Genomic DNA, 22,348 nt, shown 5'->3' with positions numbered 1-22,348 from the left:
ATTAGGTGATTAGCTAACAGCTGTTGGTTTGGCTAATTATTTTTACTCACCATCATAAAAGTCTGCGATGTCACTCCAAGAATCTTTAATTTCAACACCTTGCGCTTTTGCAGCTATTTTATTAATAACTAAAGTGAAACTTTCAGGGTATGCTGCAGGAATGTCAGCAGCTGTTTTTTCACCTTTTAAAATTTTTACTGCCATTAAGCCTGTTTGATAACCAAGGTCAAAATAGCTAAAACCACTAGCAGCAACTGCGCCTTGTTTCATAGAATCAAGTTCCCCAGCAAATAAAGGGATTTTTTCGTCATTAGCTACTGATACAACTGTTTGGAAAGCAGAAACAACCGTGTTATCAGTAGGAACATAAATCGCGTCTACTCTTCCGATTAAGGATTCTGTAGCTTGTTTAACTTCAGCCGAAGTAGAAACAGATGCAGTAACGATTTGGGCTCCATTAGCTTTTGCAACTTTTTCCACTTGTTCTACTTGAACAACAGAGTTTTGTTCCCCAGCATTATAAACAACACCGATACGCTTAATATTTAGTTCTTTTATCATAAATTCAATTGTGTTAGAAATAGATTCTGGGTGATTATCTGAAGTACCTGTAATGTTTGGACCTGGCTTATCAAAAGACTCGATTAACTCAGCACCAACAGGGTCTGTTACTGATGTAAAAACAACTGGGATCTCCGGAGCTTGTCTTGTAGCTTGAAGAGCTGTTTGGGCACTTGGAGTCGAGTTGGCAAAAATCAAGTTTACATTATCAGCCACAAAGTTGTTTGCGATGCTTATACTGTTACTTTGTTCACCTTGAGCAATTTGCACGTCATATGTAACGTTTTCGCCTTCTTTAAAGCCGTTGTCTTCTAGTGCTTTTTTGAATCCATCAAATGCTGCATCTAAAGACGGATGTTCTACGATTTGTGTAACACCGATTGTTACTTTTTCTTTGTTATCTGCACCAGATGGTGAAGTACCACATCCAGCCATTAACATCATGGCAGCAGATAAACCTCCAATTAATTTGACTAGATTTTTTCTCATGCTTATCCCCCTTATTCTTTTGTTCCAAATTGCCTTAAGGCTTTGGAATTATATATTTTACTAGTAGTAGATATATGTAGCATAACTACTAGTTAATACCTTTGGAAAATACTACTAATTGTTACGAAAAAAAGACGATAACCTGTTTAAACGTTATATTAACACTGTATAAATATTATCGTCAATATTTTCTAAAAATTATTTATAATCGGATTATTCTATTAATATTCTACAAAAATATTAACATTCCTCTAAAAAAATAAAAACATGCATGCGCATGTTTTTATAGTAGTTTCGTTGCTCTATTTAATTGTTTACTTGCATCACTTATTATCTGTTCGAATAGTTGTTGCACGGTAGGTATGTTTTTGATTAATGCTGAGACTTGACCACCGTTAATAAAACCATTATCGAGGTCCCCTTTTATTGCTCCTAATATATGTTGGTCTTCCGTTGTTAAATTATTAAAATCATCTAAACTAATTCCCGTTTGTTCTTTTTGTAATAAGGTTTCTGAGTAGGGTGCTTTTAGAACCCTTCTTACTCTACCAACAGATCTTCCTACAATAACAGTAGCAGTATCATTTGCTTCTACTAATTTATCTTTATAAGCTTGGTGAAAAGGAGCCTCTTGTGTTGCTATTAATCTAGTCCCAATTTGAGCACCTGAAGCTCCTAGTGAAAGTACTGCTGCTAATCCTCTACCGTCTCCGATTCCACCTGCAGCGACAACTGGTATTTTTACTGCATCTACAATTTGTGGAATTAATGTTAATGTAGTGATTTCAAGACTTGAATTAATACCTGCCGCTTCATAACCTTCAGCCACTATAATATCTGCTCCTGCTTCTTCTGCTTTTTGTGCTTGTCTAGGAGACGCAACGACACAAATTATTTTTATACCATAGTGTTTTAATTTTGGGATAATAGGTATTGGATTTCCTGCAGAAAGAGAAACAACCGGCACTTTATGCTTAATGACTAATTGCAATACTTCTTTCACATAAGGTGTCACCGTTAGTGCTACATTTATGGCGAACGGTGCTTTCGTTTTATCTTTTGTTTCCAAAATGATTTTTTCTACTTCTTCTGGTGGCATTGTGCCTGCACCGATCGTTCCAAGCCCACCAGCCTCACTTACTGCAGCTGTTAATGGCGCATTACTAATGTTGCCCATCGCCCCTTGTATGATTGGGTATTTAATATGTAATATTTCGATTAATTTGTTCATCTATTATTTCACCCCTCGTAAAAATAATGTTATACTATTTTTAATATTTTAACAATGGAAAGGGAGTTCTTTTATGTTATATAGTTTTCACGATAAAAAACCAAACGTTCACGAAAGTGTTTTTGTTGCACCTGGTGCTCATCTTATCGGAGATGTACATGTTGGTGAAGAGTCTACTGTGTGGTTTAATGCTGTTTTGCGCGGAGACGAAGGGACTATTAAGATTGGTAAAAGATGCAGTGTTCAAGATAATGTAACAGCACATTTATACGAAGGATTTCCTTTATTAGTTGGAGATGAAGTGACAATTGGCCATAATGCCATTTTACATGGTTGTACAATAGAAAACAGATGTATTATAGGTATGGGCTCAACTATTCTTGACGGTGCGGTTATTGGAGAAGAAAGTATTATTGGCGCTAATACACTTATCCCTTCCGGTAAAAAAATTCCTCCACGATCATTAGTTGTTGGTTCTCCAGGGAAAGTAATTAGAGAAATTACGGATAAAGATATAGAACTTATTCAATTATCGATTGATACATATGTTCAAAAAGGAAAAGAGTATAAAGAAGCGCTAAAATAAGGGCATAGCTCTTGTTTTAGCGCTTTATTCATTCTAATATATATGGATGCGTCATAACATCGTACTTTTTATCTTTATTGCTTAGCTCATTACCTTCTTGGAACACTTGTTCAAAGAAACGAGATGCAGGTTCAGCTAATTCTTTATAGTAATCACTAAATAACGAAGCTGCGTGAGCACCTAACCACTGATTTGGTAATAACTCTTCTGGCAAGCCAGGATCAACGAACAAAAACTTTCGATACTCATGAACCAGTTTCGTTCTTTCTACAAAGCATTCTGCATCTGACATGTTACCTTTTTGAATTTTACTTTTTGTAATGATATAAAGTTGGCTATATTCTTGAATAAATGTTTGGTATTTCGCATTAATATCTTCTAAATCCCAACTTTTTTCTACTAAACGGATGTTCTCTTCAGGCCCTTTATATTCTGCTTCAAAAAAGTCTACATAATTAGAAATATTATATTTTTGTATTAGCGTATTCACTTGATTTTCTAATGCGTTAGGAGAAATCCAACAGCTGTTAGATAGAGTGCCAAATCCACTCCAAATGAGTTCTTTTCTTAACTCATCTCTTACTGTTCTAATTTCTTCTGGAATGGAATACATTAAGATCCGCCATTTATTATCCCATTCATCATTTTTCAGTTTGAAGATACGTTTAGCCGCTTCTTCCATACGAGCGACTCCTCGCTCTGTTAAGTAATAGTAGCTCTTATTCCCTTTTTTCTCTGCTTGTACCCAACCTTGTTTATTCATTCTAGAAATAGCGGCACGTACAGCTTGATCGTTGTGTCCAAACTCATTTAATAGGCGGATTAAACTACCTACCCATATTTTGTTTCCGTAATGACGTATATAATCACCATATATCGTAAAAATCATTGATCTTGTATTCATATTCTTTACATCCTTTGTTGCAGCTAGATTTATAGAATGGACCATACAATAATATATCACACTTTTCTGCTTTAGTAACAGAAGGTGTGATATATTCTATTTGTTTTAAGTCTGATGTTACTCTTCGATACAATTTTCAACGATGGTAGCGATACCTTGTCCTACGCCAATACACATTGTAGCAAGACCGTATTTAATGTTACGTTTGTTCATTTCATGTACTAATGTCGTTAGTATTCTAGCACCACTTGCTCCAAGCGGATGGCCAAATGCGATGGCTCCGCCGTTTACATTTACTTTTGCTTCATCTAATTCAAGTTGTTTGATACACTCAAGAGATTGTGAAGCAAATGCTTCATTCAATTCCACTAATCCAATATCTTCAGCAGTTAGGTTAGCTCTATTTAATGCTTTTTGTGAAGCGAAAATTGGACCAATTCCCATAATAGATGGTTCAAGTCCAGCAGTTGCAGATGATACATATTTCGCTAAAGGCTTTAATCCAAGTTCCCTACACTTTTCTGCGCTCATTAATAGTAATGCAGATGCCCCATCGTTTACACCAGATGCATTTCCAGCCGTTACCGTTCCACCAGGAAACAATGGCTTTAATGACGAGAGTTTTTCTAATGTGGTAGTTGGTCTAGGGTGTTCATCTACTTCTACAATTATTTCGTTACCTTTTCGATCTTTAAAAGTTACAGGTACGATTTCTTCTTTAAATCGATCCATTTCCATCGCAGCTTTTGCTTTTTGTTGGCTGTTAAAAGCAAACTCGTCTTGTGCTTCTCTAGTAATGTCAAAGCGTTTTGCTACATTTTCCGCTGTCTCTGGCATACTATCCGTTCCGTACATATCTTTTAGTAACTGATTTGTAAAACGCCAACCGATTGTTGTATCAAACATCTCCATGTTTCCACGAGGGTAATCGCTTTCTGGTTTTGCCATAACAAATGGAGCACGAGTCATGCTCTCTGTTCCACCAGCTATAAAAATATCTCCTTCGCCAACCATAATCGCTCGTGCTGCGTAGTTTACGGCATCAAGACCAGAACCACATAATCTATTGATAGTCGTTCCACCTACTTCTACAGGTAAACCTGCAAGTAAGGCTGACATTCTAGCCACATTACGGTTGTCTTCACCCGCTTGATTGGCATTTCCAAAAACTACTTCTTCAATATCTAGTGGATTCACTTTGTCGTTTCTTTCTAATAAGCCTTTAATGACTACAGCACCTAAATCATCTGGTCTTATAGTTTTTAATGCTCCTTTATACCTGCCAATTGGAGTTCTTACTGCGTCAACAATGACAACTTCTCTCATTTTTAGTGCTCCTTTCTAGTAAGCTATTAAGTTCTATCTGAATAATCGTAAACACCTTTACCGGACTTTCTTCCAAGTCTTCCTGCTTTTACATACTTTTCTAGTAATGGTGCAGGACGGTATTTTTCCCCTAGCTTCTCGTGTAAATATTTAAGATTGTTTAACCGTGCATCTAAACCAACTAAATCTCCGAGTTCAAATGGTCCCATTGGATAGTTTAAACCAAGTTTTATAGCTTTATCTATTTCTTCTGGTGTTCCTACGCCCTCTTGTAGCATATAAAATGCTTCATTACCGACTAATGCGCTAATACGGCTAGTTACGAAGCCAGGAAATTCGTTTACAACTACTGTTTCTTTGCCCATTTGTTCTGCAACTTCTTTTATTACAGCAGCAGTTTCATCACTCGTTTCTAATCCTCGAACAATTTCTACTAGTTTCATTTTATGAACTGGATTAAAAAAGTGCATAGCAATTACTTTTTCTGGACGTTTTGTAAAACTACCAATCTCTGTTGGACTCATTGTGGAAGTGTTTGTCGCAAAATAGCACGTTTCTTTTGCAAACTGTTCCATTTGTTCAAAAACAGCTTTTTTAATTTCTACTTTTTCAGGGACGGCTTCAATTATTAAGTCAGCGTTTTTGTATGTATCTTCTATATCAATAGAGTAGCTTAATCTTTGGATTGCGGAGTTCACGTTCTCTTCAGAGAGTTTGCCTCTTTCTACTGCCTTTTGAAATACTTTATTGTTTTCTGTTTTAGCGCTGTTTAGTTGTTCTTCATTTATGTCTACTAGTGTTGTTTGGAAGCCGCCAAGAGCACTTACATAGGCGATTCCACGTCCCATTACACCAGAACCGATGACGACGATATTTTGAATCATTTGTTAATCCCCTTTCCATTTGATTTTGTTAAATAACGCTGTTGATTGTAGCGCAAGTCTCCGCTTTCCGCGGGCGGGCCGGGAGCCTCCTCAGCTTCGCCTGTGGGGTCTCCCGCTCCCCGCTTCTCCCGCAGGAGTCTCCAACTTGCACTACAATCAACAGCTAGAGAGTTAATAAGTTTCTATGTTATATAGAAACTTAAAAACAGAATACTTTGTTTTTAAAGGTTTTATTGTTGAATAACAATTTATTTAAAACCTAGAGTGTATTGGAGCGGAAGGCACTCGACTCCTGCGGGAAGTAGAGCGAAGCGTGAGACCCCACAGGCGGAACGCCGAGGAGGCTCACGTCGCTCCCCGCGGAAAGCGAGTGCCTGCAGCGGAAAGGAACGGACAAGGTTTTATTTAAAATATTCATTAGACAACCTAAGAATAGAAATGAGACGAGCACTCAATGGATAGAGTGCTCGTTACTGGTATTGCTTTATTAGATACCGAACGGGTTTAGTGGACGATTTCCAAAGTAGGAAATCACACTCTTCGTTTCTGAATATAGATCAAGTGTTTCGATACATAGTTCTCGACCGAAGCCAGATTGTTTGTAGCCACCAAACGGTGTACCAGGGAATGCAGAGAATGGGCAGTTAACCATTACGATTCCTGCTTGAATCTTCTTCGCAACACGAGTTGCGCGACCATGATCTTTTGTCCATACAGCTGAACCTAAGCCATATTCACTATCGTTTGCTAGTTTGATTGCTTCCTTCTCATCTTTAAATGGCATCACTACTACTACTGGTCCGAAGATTTCTTCATTTACTACTTTCATGTCATGATTTACGTTTGTAATAATAGTTGGCTCATACCAATATCCATTTTCATGTCCTTCCACCTTAGCGACCTTACCACCTAATGCGATTGTAGCGCCGTCTTCTTTTGCAGATTGAACATAAGAATCGATTGTTTTTAGCTGATCTTCGTTAATAATCGCTCCAATATGTGTTTCTTTTGCGAATGGATCGCCAAGTTGAAGTTTTTTCGCTTTCTCTACAAACTTCTCTAGGAATTCTTCATAGATATCTTCTTGTACATATAGGCGTGATCTTGCTTCACAAGATTGACCAGTGTTATAGAAAATACCGAATAATGAACCGTCTACTGCAGCATCGATGTCAGCATCGTTAAATACTAGATTCGGAGATTTTCCACCAAGCTCTAAAGTTACACGCTTTAATGTTTTGGAAGCTTTTGCCATAATGTCTTTACCGATAGGTGTAGAACCAGTAAACGCTACTTTATCTACTTGAGGATGTTCTACTAGGTAGTTACCAACTTCTGAACCAGAACCAGGAACGATATTTACTACTCCTTCTGGAACCCCAGCTTCGATACAAATTTCCCCTAAAACGATAGCTGTAAGTGGAGTTAATGTAGCAGGTTTTACTACAACCGAACAACCTACAGCAATGGCAGGAGCTATTTTCCAAGCAGCCATCATTAATGGATAATTCCAAGGAATGATTTGTGCACAAACCCCTACAGGCTCTTTTTCTGCAATATTTTGGAATTGACCAGGAACGTTATTTACTGTTCCGCGGTGACCAACGATTGCACCAGCGTAAAATTCAAAGTCTTCAATTGCTTGCATGACTTGACCTTGAGCTGCTGCTAAAGATTTACCAGTATCTAAAATTTCTAATTCTACTAGTTCATTAAAACGAGAGCGCATAATCGCTGCAATTTTATTGATGATTCTTGAACGTTTATTGATCGGGAAAAGCTTCCATTTACCGTTATCAAACGCATGACGTGCTGCTGCTACTGCTTTTTCAGCGTCTTCTTTCGTTGCTTTTGCAACTGTTGCAACTGCTTCGCCTGTTGCTGGGTTATACGTAGTAAAGGTTTCTCCTGTGGAGCTTTCTACGCGTTGACCGTTTATAATTAATTGGTAAGTATCACGTTTCGTTGAAAGTGTTGCGAATTTTTCTTCTTTAACTGTCGACATTCATTTCATCCCCTTTAAGAATTAGGCTACCCTGAAACGTTTATGTAGGGTGCTAAATGTTGATGTTCGCTGCAGTTGCTCGCTTTCCGAGGGCGGTCCGGAAGCCTCCTCGCCGAAAGCCTCTACTGGGTCTTCTATGTCCCTGCATTCCCGCAGGAGTCTCACAACTACAGCGAACATCAACTAATTTTTATTTATAAGATCAAGACTATTTATAAAAATTAACTACGCATTTATTTACCACTAAACGTAGGTTTTCGTTTTTGCATGAAGGCTTGCACACCTTCGTGATGATCGGTTGTTAAACCAGCAATACGTTGCCCTTGTGCTTCGCGTTCTAAATAGTCTGTAAAAGTTAGTTCATAACTATCTTTTACACTTCTTTTAATAAGTCCAATAGCTTTGGTTGGCATAGTAGCTATTCGAGTAGCAAAATTCGTCACATCATCTATGAACGTTTCTACTGGAAACACGTTTGTTGCTAGATTGATTGCTTTTGCTTGTTCAGCTGAGATTTTCTCCCCTAATACTGCAAGCTCTAATGCTTTCGCTTGGCCCACTAGTCTCGTTAAATAATATAGGTTACCTGAGTCAGGAATTAATCCAACATGAATGAATGCTTGCAAGAAGGTTGCTTTCTCAGATAAAAGTCTAAAATCACATGCCAGTGCAAGGCTCAAACCAGCACCAGCTGCAACACCGTTTACTGCTGCGATAATAGGCTTTTCACAATTAGCAATTTCTTTTATCATTGGGCCGTAGTTGTTACGTAAAACATCCCCATGATCCATTGATTCTGTCACTTCAGATAAATCTTGACCTGAACAAAAAGCTCTACCTTCTCCTATAATGACAATTGCTCTTACATTTTCATCAACAGTTGATTTTTTAATGGCTAGTTGAATTTCTTTATTCATCTGAGCAATAAAAGCATTAAGAGAATCCGGTCGATTTAATGTTAGCCATGCTACATTGTTTTTGACTTGATACTTAATCGTTTCGTACAAGCTTATACCCCCTTATTTCCCTTTGAAGTTAGGACGGCGTCTTTCTTGGAAAGCTTTCATCCCTTCTTTTTGATCTTCAGAAGAAAATAATAAGTAGAAATTTTTTCGTTCGTGTTGCATTCCTTCGTATAAAGGATAATCAACAGCTTTCAATACGGACTCTTTAATAAGGCGTAAAGATAATGGTGCTTGTTTCGAAATCTTTTTTGCATATTTCATCGTTTCTGCAAGTAATAACTCATCCGAGATTATACGATTGATTACTCCGTAATGTAATGCTTCGTTCGCACTCATTCTTTCACCTGTGAATAGCCATTCCATTGCTTTTGTTTTACCCATAAGTTTTGTTAATCGTTGAGTTCCACCTGCACCAGGCATTACACCTAGATTAATCTCCGGAAATCCGAATTCTGCGTTATGGGATGCAAATAGGATGTCACAACATAGTGCTAATTCGAATCCACCACCTAAAGCAAAACCTTGAACTGCCCCGATTACCGGCTTTTTTATCCAAGCTAAACGATCCCAATCAGTGAATTGGTTCGTTAACTCTAAATCCATTGCGGATGCATTTGCCATTTCATCAATATCTGCTCCAGCAGCAAAAGCTCTTCCGTTGCCCGTTAGGACAATAACACGTACATCTTCGTCATTGTCCATGGACTCCATTGCAAAAAGGATTTCAGATACCATCTTTCGATTAATGGCATTTAATACTTTTGGTCGGTTTAACGTAATTTTGCCAATACCATCTTCAATAGAAGTGATAATGTGTTCAAAATTATTATTCATTAACTTCCTCACCAATCATTAATGTTACTAAGTCACCTGCAAACTTCATTAAGTCTTTACCAGAAGCTTTTGCCTCGTCTGTTTTCATTGCAGCTTTCAATGCTTCGTGGCTCTCATAATACATTTCACACATTAAATAGTATTTTCCTTCGCCACCCATGGGGCTACCAACTACTTTTGTTACTTCCATTTTTTGTAGACCAGGAATTTTTTCTGTAATCGGTGCATGTACTTCGAAATAATGCTTGTCAAATGCCTCTTTATTTTCTGGATGTTTGTATAAAGCGATTAATTTTATCATTCTTAAAACTCCCTTGTTATGTATTTTTTTATAATTACGTTTCATTTATTGAAAAACGAACTTATTGCCAATGCATATGGATTGAATTTTAATTTTAAAAATAAAATTTACTAACAATAGGTGAAAAATTCGTTTTTCGTTTAGTAGACATACTTTATTTACGTACTCATGTATTTAGATTAATATAAATCTATTAATCTATTCATTCCTCACATTAATGTGGATACTGGTTTCATTGCCTCGAATGGATTTTTACATGATTTGCAGTATAAAATACTACGACACGCAGTTGGCCCGAAAATGTTATCGAGTGTTGTATATGTCGAATCACAATACGGACAATTAACGTGCCATTCACTTGTTTCTTCTTTTAATATAGGTGGAGGGGCAATGCCGAATTTTTTTAAGTTTTCTCTACCTACATCTGTTACTCGTTCAGATGTCCATGGAGGATGAAAGATAAAGTGAACCTCTACTTTTTCAACGAATGGTAGTTTCATAACTGCATCTTGAACATTTTTCTTAATAATTTCTAATGCAGGACAACCGACAAACGTTGGTAGCATTTCGATGTCTACGTTCCCTCCATGAATGGAGATAGATTCTACCATTCCTAACTCTAGAATACTGACAGAATCAATTTCAGGATCTTTTACTTGTTGTAACATGGATTCAACTTGTTGTTTTTCTGTGCTACTCATAGTTTAATCACCATCGTTCCATAAGAGATGAACCTTCACCCCTCTTATTATATGTGTATCTATTATTAGTATTACCAGATAGCCGCAGGATCCATATTATACACTTCACCTAGTGTTTTGATTGCATCTTCTAAATCAGAAGTATGTTCTTGCTTTCTACCATTTCCTCGCTTCATCGCAAGATTGTTTAATAGTGTTACGTCTAATTCAGCTTTTTCAAACATTTCCTTCATTTGAGAAAGCCATCTAGTTTTTAGCTCTTCCTCAGGCTCAATAATACCGAATTGTTGTAATTCCTCTTTTTTACTACCTAATGAGAGTACTCCATCAAAATCAGCTAATACTTTTTCAATAGCTTGAGTCATTCTTGTTTTCGCATCATCATTTGCTAAACACAATTGTATAAACCATGTTTTCCAGTGAAGCTGGTGGTAATAAAGCTCCATATTCACTTTTACTGCCGCATGTCTTAATGGCTCAAAGCTTGAATTTTTTAACGAATCTAGGCGGATTTTTTTAGCTACCGTATAAAAATAATGCCTTACAACTGCAAAAGCCCAATCATATCTTGGTTCTATTAAATATGTTCCAGAACCGTTTACTTCTTCTAGAATAATAGCGTTATAGCGTTCTTTTGCAGAACGAGCATGCGCTAAGTGGTCCATATTTCCTTCGCCAAGTTGTTCTAACAATTGATAAAACATAGCAGAATGCCCCATTGTATCTTGACTGATAGATGAAAATGCCACGTCTTCTTCGATATGTGGTGCAAGACCAAGCCACTCTGAACCACGATATGCAACAATTAAATCATCATCTGCTAGTTGATAAAGCAAAGAGAGTAAAGCTTCTTTATAGGCAGAATCATTATTTGCTTCTTCCGTTGTATAAAGTTTCATTTTTTCAGCTTTCCTCCCCATGATAAGATTTCTTCTTCATCTAACATTCCTTGTTCATAATGACGCCATTTTTTCTTTAAATAACCGTAGCCTTTTGTAGTGCGGTAATCTTTATTATCTAATCTTGGCAAAGATTGCTTTTCTTCTTGCGTCATTTTGCGAATGTCAGAACGTTTCACAACCCAAATGTCTGCTACAGGTTCTCTTCTCATAAAGTTTTCTTGTGCCATCACTAGCGCAATTTCATGATTTGGTGCAAGCAAACTAAATTGATATTGCATTGGGGCTGTATCGCTTCGCTTACTAAACACTTCAAATTCTTGATAAAATCCTTTACCTGTCAAGTGGCCCTCCCCCAATCTGTACTTTATTTCTCTGTACTTAATGCTAGTCGAACCCATTCGTTATTCTCATAAGAAAGCTTTCGTAAGCGTAAACGTTCTTGTGATTTAGGTCCGTTGTTACGAATGATTTGTAAAAATTTATTCCAATCAGGCTGTTGGTATATCCATTTTTCTTCTGTTTCACTGTAGTGCATTGTTTCATCAGGTATTTTAAGTCCAATGCTTACGATACGAGGAACATATTTTGTAAAAAAGTCTTGTCGTAATTCTTCGTTGTTTTTTGTACGAATTTTATATTTCATCGTAATGTCTTGTTTACTAGTACCAGTTGTCGAAGCATCTCCTGGTCCGAAGAACATTAATAATGCTTCCCACCATCTATTAAGGGAGTCTTGGATCATTTCTTTTTGTTCGTCTGTTCCTTCAGCAAGAGCCATAATAATTGCTTCACCATGTTGAGCATGGAAAACCTCTTCTGCACATATGCGTTTTAACGCTCTAGCGTAAGGTCCATACGATGCATCAAGCATATTTGTTTGGGATATAATTGCTGCCCCATCAACTAACCAACCAATTAAACCTGCATCTCCCCATGTAGGTGCTTCCATGTGGAATACATTATGAAATTTTAAATCTCCACTGAATAAATCTTGCATAATTTCTTCACGAGATTTGCCATAAGGCTCCATTAAGTCCTCTGCAACACGTAATAATAATTGTCCGTGTCCCATTTCGTCTTGAACTTTTGCCATAATACCTAATTTTCTTCGTAATGAAGGAGCTTTAGGTACCCATTCTTTTTCTGGAAGCGCTCCCATTATTTCGCTGATTCCATGCATAGAAATTAGTTTGATTAACGTCTTTCTGTACTCTTCAGGCATCCAATCGTCCGCTTCGATTTTCTCTCCTGCTTCAATACGTTGCATAAAATGATTTTGCTTCTCTTCTTCTGTTAAGCGGTCAAAAGAAATTGATTGTACCATCTTACCGCCTCCTGTTTATAACGTTTATTTAACGACATTATATAATAATGTTATATAACTTTCAACTCTGAAAGTTCAGAAAATAAAACATTTTTAAACTTTTTCATTATGAAAATACGAGAAAATAAAAATAGAGGAAAATCAACCGCTTGAATAACACAGTCTTTTGCATAAAAAATGGCCCAGTCATTAAACTGAGCAAATTCTTATGTGGTAAGTAACGTACTATATCTGTGACTTATAATCTTGTCTGATCAATGAATACATATAAACATCATTAAATTTCCCGAAGTTGTATTCATAACGCCTTAATAAGCCTTCTTTTCTAAAACCCTGCTTTTCCATTAATTTTTGGGATAATAAATTTGGAGGGTCAACTATAGCCTCAATTCTTTCTAAATTTAAATTCTTATAACCGTAGTGAATAACTGCTTCAACTGCTTCACTAGCTATTCCTTGCCCCCAATATTCTTTGTTTAATTCAAAACCTATTTCCGCTCGATGATGTTTGCGACTCATATTTAGAAAACCACAACTACCTATAACAACATTACTATCTTTTTTAGTAATTACCCACCTAATACCTGTTCCTTCCTCCACAATCGATTTGTACCAATTAATTTCTTCAACTAGGACATCAATTGCTGATTTGTATGGCTCTAGCCCCATACTTGTGACAACTTCTTTATCTGATAAGTATTCAAACATATCAGTAGCATCTTCTGGGGTAACTTCTCTCAATATTAATCTTTCTGTTTCTAAGATTGGAAATTTGTCCATGTATATCCTCCATCAATAGTATTAAGTCTAAATACCTTATAAAGCCCTATCTTATACAGCTACCTCCTTTGAAAATAATAGAGAAATAACACAATAGGATTACGAGTTAAAATAACAGTTAAAGAAGTCTCTTGTTTATTCTTTTAACCCACCTGATAGTTTAAAACCTATGATGTGTATGTTTGTTTGTTAACTGCCCAAATTTTGTACAGACCAATTACTAATAACGTAATTGCAATTAGTTCTATTGTTTTAGGTATTAAAGAAAGAAGTGAAACGAACTCTCCGAGCGTCATTTTAGTTGGTTCATAATTGTCTATCATTGAATTCATTATATAAGGAGCTATAAGTCCATATATTTGGTTAATTAGTAAAAGTAAAAAGGAATAGACACCTGCTTTAAATGAATTTTTTTTAGATATTATAACACCAATGATAAATAAACTTATAATCAAAGCATTAACAACTACAATTGCAAAAGTTATTATTTTACTCAACCCTTTCTTAAAGTTCAATATTATTGAAAAAAATTGCCTCGAAATTAATATAGCATCAACTAAAAAGCGTTAACCATTCTTAGATTTACGGTCATATTTTCAACTAAACTGTGTAGTTAAGTTACATCTCTATACAATCGCTTTTCATATTTTAACATAATTATCCAAAGTGTTTTGAAAACTTAAACAGAAAATCAGTAAAATCTTTTTATTGCTGTATTTTTTGTATATAGATTAGTATATATAAATTTGAACATACACTTGTACCCTACAAATTGTTGAGTATTTAAAATATTAAATTGCACTCAAAAAACCTATAAATCTAACTTTATCAACAGAAAATGCCCATCAAAATATATCAATTTGATGGGCGTTTTAGCTTAATAATGTTTGAGGGAAAAACGAAACCTGTTACATATGATTGCTCTTTTTGTATTTTATTTATATTTTTACAGTCCAGAATGTTTCTTTATATAGCCAGTTTTCGATTTCTGGTGAGTTAGCTTTAAGTTTCATTTCCATTTCTTCGACCCATCCGCCTGTTTGGGATAGGTGGGCTTTTATTGCTTTTAGCTTTTCTTCTGCCACTGATTTAATATCTATCATTATGTCAGGTGGACCTATTAATTGTACGCTATTATTTAAGATTGCTTTTCCGTATATTTCAGGTCTAGTCTCTTCTGGTATAGAAGAAACAGCAAGCATTACCGCGTTGCTCATAGCATCATGGTCCGGGTGAACGCCGTGTTCAGGATAAAACGTAATGATTAACGATGGGTTTATTTCTGCAATAACTTCTTTAATCATGTTTGCTATATAGCTTGGTTCCTCGAATTCTAATGTTTTATCGTGTAAACCTAACATTCTTACATCTTTTATTCCTAATATTTCACAAGCATCTAATAATTCTTTTTTACGTACATCCTTTAACGTTTCTCTGTTAGCGAATAATGGATTTCCGAGATTTCGCCCCATTTGGCCGAGTGTTCCGCATAAATATGTAACAGGGACCCCTGCTTGCGTATGTTGAATGATAGTACCTGATGAACTGAATGCCTCATCATCAGGATGAGGAAATACAACAAGAACGTGTTCTTTTTTCTGCATTTTTTTCTCTCCTTAAAAAGGTGTTGGACTTAACTGAAGTGCAACTGCTAATTTTCCTTCATGGTTTAATCCAGCTAATAATAGTCTGTCATGATCGTCTATTTCATAATGGGTAATACCTTCTGCATATACCCAACCATGTTTTAATTTAAGTCCAATTCGAAATGGCCCATTACCAGTGATTTTCCCGTTTTCGTATGTAAGCTCATTATTGCGAATGAAAGCTCCTACTGTTAAGCCTGTTTTGTTATGAGTAGCATATGCGCCATTTGTTGTTTCTAAGTGGAGAAACATTGGTGCATTTGCAAAGTTATTTAAAGCTTCTTGAACAGCTGTTTTATTTATTTCTTGCATGGAAAATACCCTCCGAACCGAAATTTAGCTTCTTTAAACTTATTGTATAGGAATGTTAGAATAAATGGAAATATTGAGACTCTTAAAGAAAATAAAAAGGCAGCTAATACGGCTGCCATGTAAGGTATTTTAATTGAAATTTGAGTCGTACCATTTTTTGGAGGCTTCTACTTCGGACCTCGTTAATTGATGACCTTGGTACTCCCAATAAACTTCAACTTTGCTACCTGCATTTGTTAATAGTTCATTTAAATCTTCTGTTTCCTGTGCTGGACAAATGGGGTCATTTTTTCCTGCACCTATAAATACTGGAACATGAGTTAAATCTGGAAGGTCTATCCCTCTTCTAGGTACCATTGGATGGTATAATATTGCCGATTTCAAACTTTTTTCATAATGGAATAACAAACTACTAGCTATGTTTGCTCCGTTTGAATATCCAACTGCAATAACATTATCGCGATTAAAGCCGTACTGAATACTCGCATCATTAATAAACTCATAAAGCTCTTTTGTACGAAAAATAAGATCTTCTGCATCGAAAATACCTTCACTTAAACGGCGAAAAAATCTAGGCATTCCGTTTTCTAACACATTTCCTCTTATACTTAATACGTTTGCATTTGCATCTATCATATTGGCTAACGGTAATAAGTCTTGCTCTGTACCGCCTGTGCCGTGAAGTAATAATAAGGTGTTGTCATTCGTTCCTTTATTAAATATATGCTTCATGTTTTTCACCTTCCTAAACTTGATTTATCTCGAATTAAAGATAAATTAAGTTTACCTTCGTTTTAAATGTCCGTCAAGTTATAACCCTTTCTCTGCATTACATTCACTTGCAACAATCTCTTCTTTAGGATTTAAAAAATTTAGTATCTCCGTAATGTTTTTTTCATAATTCAATTCTAAAACACGCCCAGCATGTTCATAGTATTGATCCGTGAAGCCATCATTTGTTATTGGAATAGTTAAAGTCTCTAATTCTTCTACAGGATGAAGCATGTATGTAAAGGCCATATTTAGTAAATCTGCTGTAGTAAGATTTGTTTCTACATACTTAGAGCTTTGACGTATTAATTGGGGAAGCTTTATCATTCCTTTAATACTAGAAAATTCATGAATTGCTTCCTTTTTTACTTGTTGAATAAATTGTTGTTGCCTTTTAACTCTTCCGAAATCACTTTCAGGAGTATTACGAAAACGGACAAATTCTAGAAGGTATTTCGCTTGTAATCGTTGAATACCTGAATCGATGTTTAATTCGGCAGCTAGCTCTTCTGGTACATCTACTTCTAATCCGTCTGGTGCTACTAGTGTTACGAGATTTTGAAAGCCATTAAAGTCTACTTGTATGGTTTGATCAATCACAACTGGGAAGTTATTGCTGATGGTTTCCGCTAATAATGGAGCACCTCCGTGCATATACGCAGCGTTAAGTTTGTTTTTTCCGTAACCAGGAATATCAACATAACTATCACGCATAAAAGAGATAAATTTTACACTTTTATTGTTCGGACTATATTGCGCATATATAATAGTATCCGCTCTACCACGATCATCTTCATATCGAGTATCACTTCCTATGAGAAGTAGGTTCTTATTTTTTCCGGTTTCTGTTAACTGGTTCTCTTTTTTCTTTATCAAGCGATGTTGTACTTCAAGTTGTTCATTTTCGGTAGGTTCTGTTATATATAAATCTTTAGTAGGAGTTTTATGAATGCTATATGAATTGTTTTGAATTGATTCATCGGGAGCTTGTAAATACTGCTTAGTTGTTTGAGGTGAATAATATATTTTATATGTGGCAGTTGAAATAACAATAACCAAACATAAAAGTAGCAACCTCTTCACACTTTTCCCTCCTTTTTTAAAAAAGTTTCTTGTTTCTATTCTTAACCAATGTGTTCCTTTTGAATACGATACTAGTGAATTAATATTTTGTATGTAGGTGGTGATGAATATGTTCCCGTGGAATAAGATGTTTCCTTTTCCTAAAGACTACATGAAAGACTCTCCTATTTTTAAACAATCAGATGTAGAAAATATGATGAACAAGGCAATGAAAAATAACTTTCAACCTAATTCTCCATTAATAAATTCTACGGACTTTTTTGAACAATCATTTGAGTTGCTTAATAAGGTGCAAGCTTCTAAGAAGAAGAAAAAAGTTGGCTTTCAACCTAATGTATTTGAAACACATGACGAAGTGTTTGTAAGGTTTCCTATATCAAACGAACAACAACTTCTCTCCCTTAAAACGTATCATACAACCACAACTTGCGTAATTGAAAACATACCTAACAACGGTAACAAACATACAATTAGCCTTCCGTCAGTTGTTAAAGCTACAGGCTCAAGAGCTATTTATAAGAATGGCGTTTTAGAAATTAGAATCCCCAAAGAACAAAATATCCCGATAACGAAAATACCTATAGATTATATAAAACAAAAACGACCAAAAAATAAAAACTAATACCACATACTTCCAAAGTGGTATTAGTTATTTGTTTCAGTTTTATTACAAGTGCCAGGCACTTGTAATAATATTGAAATGTTTAGTCGATTATTTGTTTTAGCGTGTGTTCGAGGTCTAGGTTCCATTGATCAAAGATGGTTTCGCGGTTAAAGCGGAATGTTATTTCTTTTAAGTTAGCTCCACTGCGCTTATGAATATGGACCTTAACAGGGACAATCGCTTCTAGTTTATTGTCAGTATCCATTTGTACTTCATTGCTTAATCTCTTTAAGTGTAGAATGCTCTCTACAACTTTTTCTTTTTGTTTTAGTATTTCCCGGTCTGCTTTTCCAAACAAAGAATGTAAAATAAAAAAGTCATGTTGATTTACAGAAATGATAAATGCATCAACCATTTCCATAGGAGTTAAACTTTTTGTATATCCTAACCATTTTCCTGAAGCTTTTTTTACCATAATGGAATGGGCATAGTCCATTTTCTTTGTTTTGTGTGTTACACTTTCGTTAAAGTGGATACAAAAATGACCTGGGAATCCATTTTGAAGCGCACCAGCACCATGTGGCATTCCATGCATAGATGCTGCATATCTCCCCTTTTCTGTTACAGCGATAATGGCTCTTCTGTCCCAGCTCCAGGTGCCCTTATAGATTTCTTTCATCTTTTTTGTATCATTGATCGTCAAAGGCTGAACATCCGCATGATTTGAACCAGCTCGTCTTTGTACTTGAAATGAATTTCCAGTGTCTAAGTCTAAAACAGTAAAACTGCTATACTTCGGTAGAAGTTGATTGGCTGAGTTCCAACTTATGTCTTCCCCGTAATGTTGTTTTTGTAGATTTTTATATTGCTCCCATAACATCTCCCTAGCTTCAAACGGTAGTTGTTTCATAATTTTTTTACCTTTACTATCAATAATGTATCCTTGTTCACTGACAATTAGCTTTGATTTTATATTTCCATCTCCAACCTCAATAAAAAAATCAGATGCAACTGGTGGATATGGACTATTTGTCCAATTAGCTTTTTCAATAGCCTTCTGAATAACAGGGTGTAAGCTTTCTGCTGTTCGATAAATAGTATGTTCCGAAGTCTGTATGACCATCATGTATTTACTGTCTTCCTTTTTAGAGGCGAAGCTAGTATATGGATTACATGCTACGTTAAAAACTGTAAGGATGATGAAAAAAATCCACAAACGTTTCATATGTTATAAACCTCCAACATCTTTTTTCATTCCTCTATTTTCTCCATCAGGCCTGAAAAATTATGAGAACCAAATTTTTGCAATAAAAAAAGCACCGAATATCGGTACTCTTAAAATTAATTTTGGGTCTCATAGAAAAATTCTTCTAATGTTAGTCCGTTCTCAAAAATATACGTTGCTGCATCTACGCCTACATATCGTAGGTGCCATGGTTCATATTCATACCCAGTAATTTCTTCTTTTCCTTGTAAATATCGAATAATAAAACCGTGTTTGTGGGCATTTTCTTTAATCCAAATACCTTCTTCAACTTCTCCAAAATCTTGCGTTAATTGTAAACCTACACTATGACTCGTTATATCCATCGCTAAGCCTGTTTGGTGTTCGCTATGCCCAGGGACAGCAGAAACAGTATTAGTACGTTCCTCTCCCCATCTTTTAATGTTGTTGGAATAAATAGTGTCTTGTCGCTCATAGGAACGGTAACCAGAAACAGCAAAGACCTCCACTCCATACTTACGTGCGTCATTAAATAACTTTTCAAGATGTATTGCAGCTTCTTTTCGCATGAAATTTCTTTCAAATTCTCCAGTGAAACTAAAACCAACATTAGGAATCACAAGATCACTAGGTACATAATCACTCGGTAAAGATTGTTCTTTATTAACTAAAGCTAAAACATTACTAGGATTTAAAATCATGTTATTTCCATTTAACTCTGTAAAGTCATTTTGACGGAACGCAAAGCCTGTTTGTTCCTCCTCCTCTACTAGTTTTTCATCTTGAATAGTATCTTCTTCTTTCGATAGCCCACTATCCGTAGATTCACTAGTAGAACCTTTTTCCCAAAATTTAATGTTAATGTCATTCATATTAGATGAACAACCTGCTAAAAATAATAGTAAAGCTGCCATAGTGGCTTTTTTTTTCATGTTATCACCTGTCATAAGAATAAATATTATATTAAGTGTAACATCTATAGAAAGTATAGTAAAAAAATAGACGGAAATGTAATCAAAATAAAAAAGTTTAGCCATTATTAGCTAAACTTTTGAAAAAACTGTAATTATTTTATAACTGCTTCTAATGCTACTTCCATCATATCGCTAAATGTTGTTTGACGCTCTTCAGCTGTCGTTTCTTCACCTGTTAAGATATGATCACTTACAGTTAATACAGAAAGTGCGTTTCTTCCATATTTTGCTGCTAAAGTATAAAGTGCAGAAGATTCCATTTCAATTGCTAAAATGCCGTATTTAGCCCACTTTTCCCACTCGGCATTGTCGTTGTAAAACATGTCAGCTGTAAAAACATTACCAACTTTAAGGTTTAATCCTTTTTCTACCCCAACATCGTATGCTCTCTTTAATAAATCAAAGTTTGCAGTTGGTGCATAGTCGACACCACCAAAAGTCATACGGTTCATTTGAGAATCAGTGGAAGCACTCATTGCCAAAATAACGTCACGAACTTTCACGTCTTTTTGGATTGCTCCACAAGTACCTACACGAATTAAATTTTGAACATTATATTCTTGCATTAATTCATTTACATAAATTGAAATCGAAGGAACACCCATTCCAGTACCTTGTACAGAAATTCGATGGCCTTTATAAGTACCAGTATATCCTAACATCCCACGAACTTCGTTATAGCATACTGCATCTTCTAAAAATGTTTCTGCGATATATTTAGCTCGTAACGGATCACCTGGTAGTAGAATTGTTTCCGCTATTTCACCTTGTTTTGCTCCGATATGTACACTCATATTTTTTCCTCCTATAACTGTTCAATAGGTTTAACAAGCAATACTATACCATACATTACGTGCAAGACCAAAATAAAACAATAATATATCAAAAATATGGTTTGCATGACTTACCTTTTAATGAAAAAGATAATAGAAGAAGGATGAATCATTCCTTTACTATTTAAAGTTTGGAGGAATTTTCGAGTTAAAAAGAAATTACAACAAGCTGTTCAATATGCTAATGAAACGAATACAACAATGAAGAAAACAGCACACCTTCTTCATCTAAAAATGATAAATTACAAAGTTAATTAATGGAGGTTATACTTATGGGTAAAAAACATCGTAATCGAATTAACGGTCAAAAGAAAAATAACCATGTTGCGCCAGAAGTTATTGAAGCAGAACATATTGCACATGGAAAAGAACATTCTGCAAAAAAGAGAAAAAATGGTCCTGGACATAACGAGTAAATAAAAACATTGAGGTTGGGACAAAACTATATTAAATTAAGAAAAAAACCGAACCTTATCGTTATTATACAGGGATAATATTCGGTTTTTTACACCTATATAGCAGATAATTGGAGTGCAAGCCGAAGACTCCTGCGGGAAAGCGTGTTAAGTGAGACCCCACAGGCGCTTGCGTCGAGGAGTAGGTTTTTTCACGGTAGTGAAAATAACCTTCCTTTTTACCGCCCGCGGAAAGCGAAGGTTTGCACTCCAATCATCTGCGGTATGATAACCAGACACTAATTGTTCGGCTATTAAGAAAAAATTCAGTTCTGTCCCAGTCTCATCATTTAATACACGCGCGGTTTATTTTTACCCATCCTCCAACTTCTAATCGATAATAGGTCATTCCACCTGTTCCTTCGTCTATTAATACAATATCCCCTGTGCTAATATATCTTCCGGTGAAATCTTTTGGCTTTAAATCTGACACATTAAATCGAGAATATACTTTTGAAAGTACTTCTTCGTGGCAATCCCCTATTAACTCTAAACGATAAACGGGCGAATAGCCTTTGTCTTCCCCATATTTAGGGGTTTGCATAATGGTAACATCATAAGTTAGTGGACCTATCTTCATAAATCGCTTAAACGCCAACATCCCCTTCACCCCTTAGACCATTTTCTGTGTAATAGTAACTGAAATTTATTT

General features: G+C 35.7%; 26 protein-coding genes. 3 read left to right on the top strand and 23 right to left on the bottom strand.

The window, feature by feature from the left end; genetic code table 11:
• Window positions 1–42: 42 nt before the first annotated feature.
• Complete coding sequence (locus CDZ89_RS10655; RefSeq protein WP_096154432.1) at window positions 43–1,050, bottom strand: ABC transporter substrate-binding protein; 1,008 nt, start codon at window positions 1,048–1,050, stop codon at window positions 43–45.
• Window positions 1,051–1,333: 283 nt separating this feature from the next.
• Window positions 1,334–2,281 (bottom strand): NAD(P)H-dependent flavin oxidoreductase, encoded by a 948-nt coding sequence (locus CDZ89_RS10650; protein ID WP_100333684.1) that lies wholly within the window; start codon window positions 2,279–2,281, stop codon window positions 1,334–1,336.
• 73 nt (window positions 2,282–2,354) lie between these two features.
• On the opposite strand from CDZ89_RS10650, the gene CDZ89_RS10645 reads away from it, so the two are divergent.
• On the top strand, window positions 2,355–2,867 hold the full coding sequence (locus CDZ89_RS10645) for a gamma carbonic anhydrase family protein (protein ID WP_096154430.1): 513 nt from the start codon (window positions 2,355–2,357) through the stop codon (window positions 2,865–2,867).
• A 28-nt stretch (window positions 2,868–2,895) separates the two neighbouring features.
• Here CDZ89_RS10645 and paaX read toward each other — a convergent pair whose 3' ends face one another.
• From paaX to CDZ89_RS10560, 17 genes are all read right to left on the bottom strand, one after another.
• Window positions 2,896–3,771 carry a phenylacetic acid degradation operon negative regulatory protein PaaX gene (gene paaX / locus CDZ89_RS10640; RefSeq protein ID WP_096154429.1) on the bottom strand — a complete coding sequence of 292 codons (876 nt, stop codon included), beginning with the start codon at window positions 3,769–3,771 and terminating at the stop codon, window positions 2,896–2,898.
• 117 nt (window positions 3,772–3,888) lie between these two features.
• On the bottom strand, window positions 3,889–5,097 hold the full coding sequence (locus CDZ89_RS10635) for a thiolase family protein (protein WP_096154428.1): 1,209 nt from the start codon (window positions 5,095–5,097) through the stop codon (window positions 3,889–3,891).
• A 26-nt stretch (window positions 5,098–5,123) separates the two neighbouring features.
• Window positions 5,124–5,981, bottom strand: a complete 858-nt coding sequence (locus tag CDZ89_RS10630; RefSeq protein ID WP_096154427.1) for a 3-hydroxyacyl-CoA dehydrogenase — start codon at window positions 5,979–5,981, stop codon at window positions 5,124–5,126.
• Between the two features lie 487 nt (window positions 5,982–6,468).
• A complete protein-coding gene (locus CDZ89_RS10625; protein WP_096154426.1) occupies window positions 6,469–7,986 on the bottom strand; it encodes an aldehyde dehydrogenase family protein in 1,518 nt (505 codons plus the stop codon).
• 233 nt (window positions 7,987–8,219) lie between these two features.
• A complete protein-coding gene (locus CDZ89_RS10620) occupies window positions 8,220–8,993 on the bottom strand; it encodes an enoyl-CoA hydratase-related protein (protein WP_100333683.1) in 774 nt (257 codons plus the stop codon).
• 12 nt (window positions 8,994–9,005) lie between these two features.
• Window positions 9,006–9,785, bottom strand: a complete 780-nt coding sequence (locus CDZ89_RS10615) for an enoyl-CoA hydratase/isomerase family protein (protein ID WP_100333682.1) — start codon at window positions 9,783–9,785, stop codon at window positions 9,006–9,008.
• Window positions 9,778–10,086: an EthD family reductase gene (locus CDZ89_RS10610; RefSeq protein WP_096154423.1), complete on the bottom strand. Its 309-nt coding sequence runs from the start codon at window positions 10,084–10,086 to the stop codon at window positions 9,778–9,780. Before CDZ89_RS10610 ends, CDZ89_RS10615 begins: the two co-directional genes overlap by 8 nt.
• A gap of 209 nt (window positions 10,087–10,295) precedes the next feature.
• On the bottom strand, window positions 10,296–10,787 hold the full coding sequence (paaD, locus tag CDZ89_RS10605) for a 1,2-phenylacetyl-CoA epoxidase subunit PaaD (protein WP_100333681.1): 492 nt from the start codon (window positions 10,785–10,787) through the stop codon (window positions 10,296–10,298).
• A 71-nt stretch (window positions 10,788–10,858) separates the two neighbouring features.
• The gene (gene paaC, locus CDZ89_RS10600; protein WP_100333680.1) at window positions 10,859–11,686 is read right to left on the bottom strand and encodes a 1,2-phenylacetyl-CoA epoxidase subunit PaaC; all 828 of its coding nucleotides are present in this window, start codon (window positions 11,684–11,686) and stop codon (window positions 10,859–10,861) included.
• Entirely contained in the window at window positions 11,683–12,030 is a 348-nt protein-coding gene (paaB, locus tag CDZ89_RS10595; protein ID WP_096154420.1) for a 1,2-phenylacetyl-CoA epoxidase subunit PaaB, read from the bottom strand. The genes paaC and paaB overlap by 4 nt, the downstream gene beginning before the upstream one ends.
• 23 nt (window positions 12,031–12,053) lie before the next feature.
• Complete coding sequence (paaA, locus tag CDZ89_RS10590; RefSeq protein WP_096154419.1) at window positions 12,054–13,013, bottom strand: 1,2-phenylacetyl-CoA epoxidase subunit PaaA; 960 nt, start codon at window positions 13,011–13,013, stop codon at window positions 12,054–12,056.
• 225 nt (window positions 13,014–13,238) lie between these two features.
• Window positions 13,239–13,793 (bottom strand): GNAT family N-acetyltransferase, encoded by a 555-nt coding sequence (locus CDZ89_RS10585; RefSeq protein ID WP_096154418.1) that lies wholly within the window; start codon window positions 13,791–13,793, stop codon window positions 13,239–13,241.
• 167 nt (window positions 13,794–13,960) lie between these two features.
• Window positions 13,961–14,248, bottom strand: coding sequence for a hypothetical protein (locus tag CDZ89_RS10580; protein WP_141395202.1), 288 nt, complete (start codon window positions 14,246–14,248; stop codon window positions 13,961–13,963).
• A 483-nt stretch (window positions 14,249–14,731) separates the two neighbouring features.
• On the bottom strand, window positions 14,732–15,397 hold the full coding sequence (bshB2, locus tag CDZ89_RS10575; RefSeq protein WP_096154416.1) for a bacillithiol biosynthesis deacetylase BshB2: 666 nt from the start codon (window positions 15,395–15,397) through the stop codon (window positions 14,732–14,734).
• A 12-nt stretch (window positions 15,398–15,409) separates the two neighbouring features.
• A complete protein-coding gene (locus tag CDZ89_RS10570; protein ID WP_096154415.1) occupies window positions 15,410–15,751 on the bottom strand; it encodes a YojF family protein in 342 nt (113 codons plus the stop codon).
• A 129-nt stretch (window positions 15,752–15,880) separates the two neighbouring features.
• Window positions 15,881–16,483, bottom strand: coding sequence for an alpha/beta hydrolase (locus CDZ89_RS10565; protein WP_096154414.1), 603 nt, complete (start codon window positions 16,481–16,483; stop codon window positions 15,881–15,883).
• A gap of 78 nt (window positions 16,484–16,561) precedes the next feature.
• On the bottom strand, window positions 16,562–17,605 hold the full coding sequence (locus CDZ89_RS10560; RefSeq protein WP_157842719.1) for an LCP family protein: 1,044 nt from the start codon (window positions 17,603–17,605) through the stop codon (window positions 16,562–16,564).
• Window positions 17,606–17,714: 109 nt separating this feature from the next.
• On the opposite strand from CDZ89_RS10560, the gene CDZ89_RS10555 reads away from it, so the two are divergent.
• A complete protein-coding gene (locus CDZ89_RS10555; RefSeq protein ID WP_096154412.1) occupies window positions 17,715–18,227 on the top strand; it encodes a spore coat protein in 513 nt (170 codons plus the stop codon).
• 82 nt (window positions 18,228–18,309) lie between these two features.
• On the opposite strand, the gene CDZ89_RS10550 is transcribed toward CDZ89_RS10555, so the two are convergent.
• The 3 genes from CDZ89_RS10550 to deoD all read right to left on the bottom strand — a co-directional run bounded on the left by CDZ89_RS10550 (window position 18,310) and on the right by deoD (window position 21,202).
• Window positions 18,310–19,434 (bottom strand): hypothetical protein, encoded by a 1,125-nt coding sequence (locus CDZ89_RS10550; RefSeq protein WP_100333678.1) that lies wholly within the window; start codon window positions 19,432–19,434, stop codon window positions 18,310–18,312.
• A gap of 116 nt (window positions 19,435–19,550) precedes the next feature.
• Window positions 19,551–20,366, bottom strand: coding sequence for a M15 family metallopeptidase (locus CDZ89_RS10545; RefSeq protein ID WP_100333677.1), 816 nt, complete (start codon window positions 20,364–20,366; stop codon window positions 19,551–19,553).
• A gap of 134 nt (window positions 20,367–20,500) precedes the next feature.
• The gene (deoD, locus tag CDZ89_RS10540) at window positions 20,501–21,202 is read right to left on the bottom strand and encodes a purine-nucleoside phosphorylase (protein WP_096154409.1); all 702 of its coding nucleotides are present in this window, start codon (window positions 21,200–21,202) and stop codon (window positions 20,501–20,503) included.
• A 311-nt stretch (window positions 21,203–21,513) separates the two neighbouring features.
• Here deoD and CDZ89_RS19940 point away from each other — a divergent pair, with 311 nt between their 5' ends.
• Window positions 21,514–21,657, top strand: coding sequence for a hypothetical protein (locus tag CDZ89_RS19940; RefSeq protein WP_176483728.1), 144 nt, complete (start codon window positions 21,514–21,516; stop codon window positions 21,655–21,657).
• A gap of 325 nt (window positions 21,658–21,982) precedes the next feature.
• Here CDZ89_RS19940 and CDZ89_RS10535 read toward each other — a convergent pair whose 3' ends face one another.
• On the bottom strand, window positions 21,983–22,297 hold the full coding sequence (locus CDZ89_RS10535; RefSeq protein ID WP_096154408.1) for a YodL domain-containing protein: 315 nt from the start codon (window positions 22,295–22,297) through the stop codon (window positions 21,983–21,985).
• Between the last annotated feature and the right edge of the window lie 51 nt (window positions 22,298–22,348).

Origin of the sequence: Bacillus alkalisoli (assembly GCF_002797415.1) — a bacterium.
Classification (GTDB): domain Bacteria; phylum Bacillota; class Bacilli; order Bacillales; family Bacillaceae_I; genus Bacillus_CD; species Bacillus_CD alkalisoli.
This window is presented reverse-complemented; position numbering and strand designations above follow the sequence as displayed.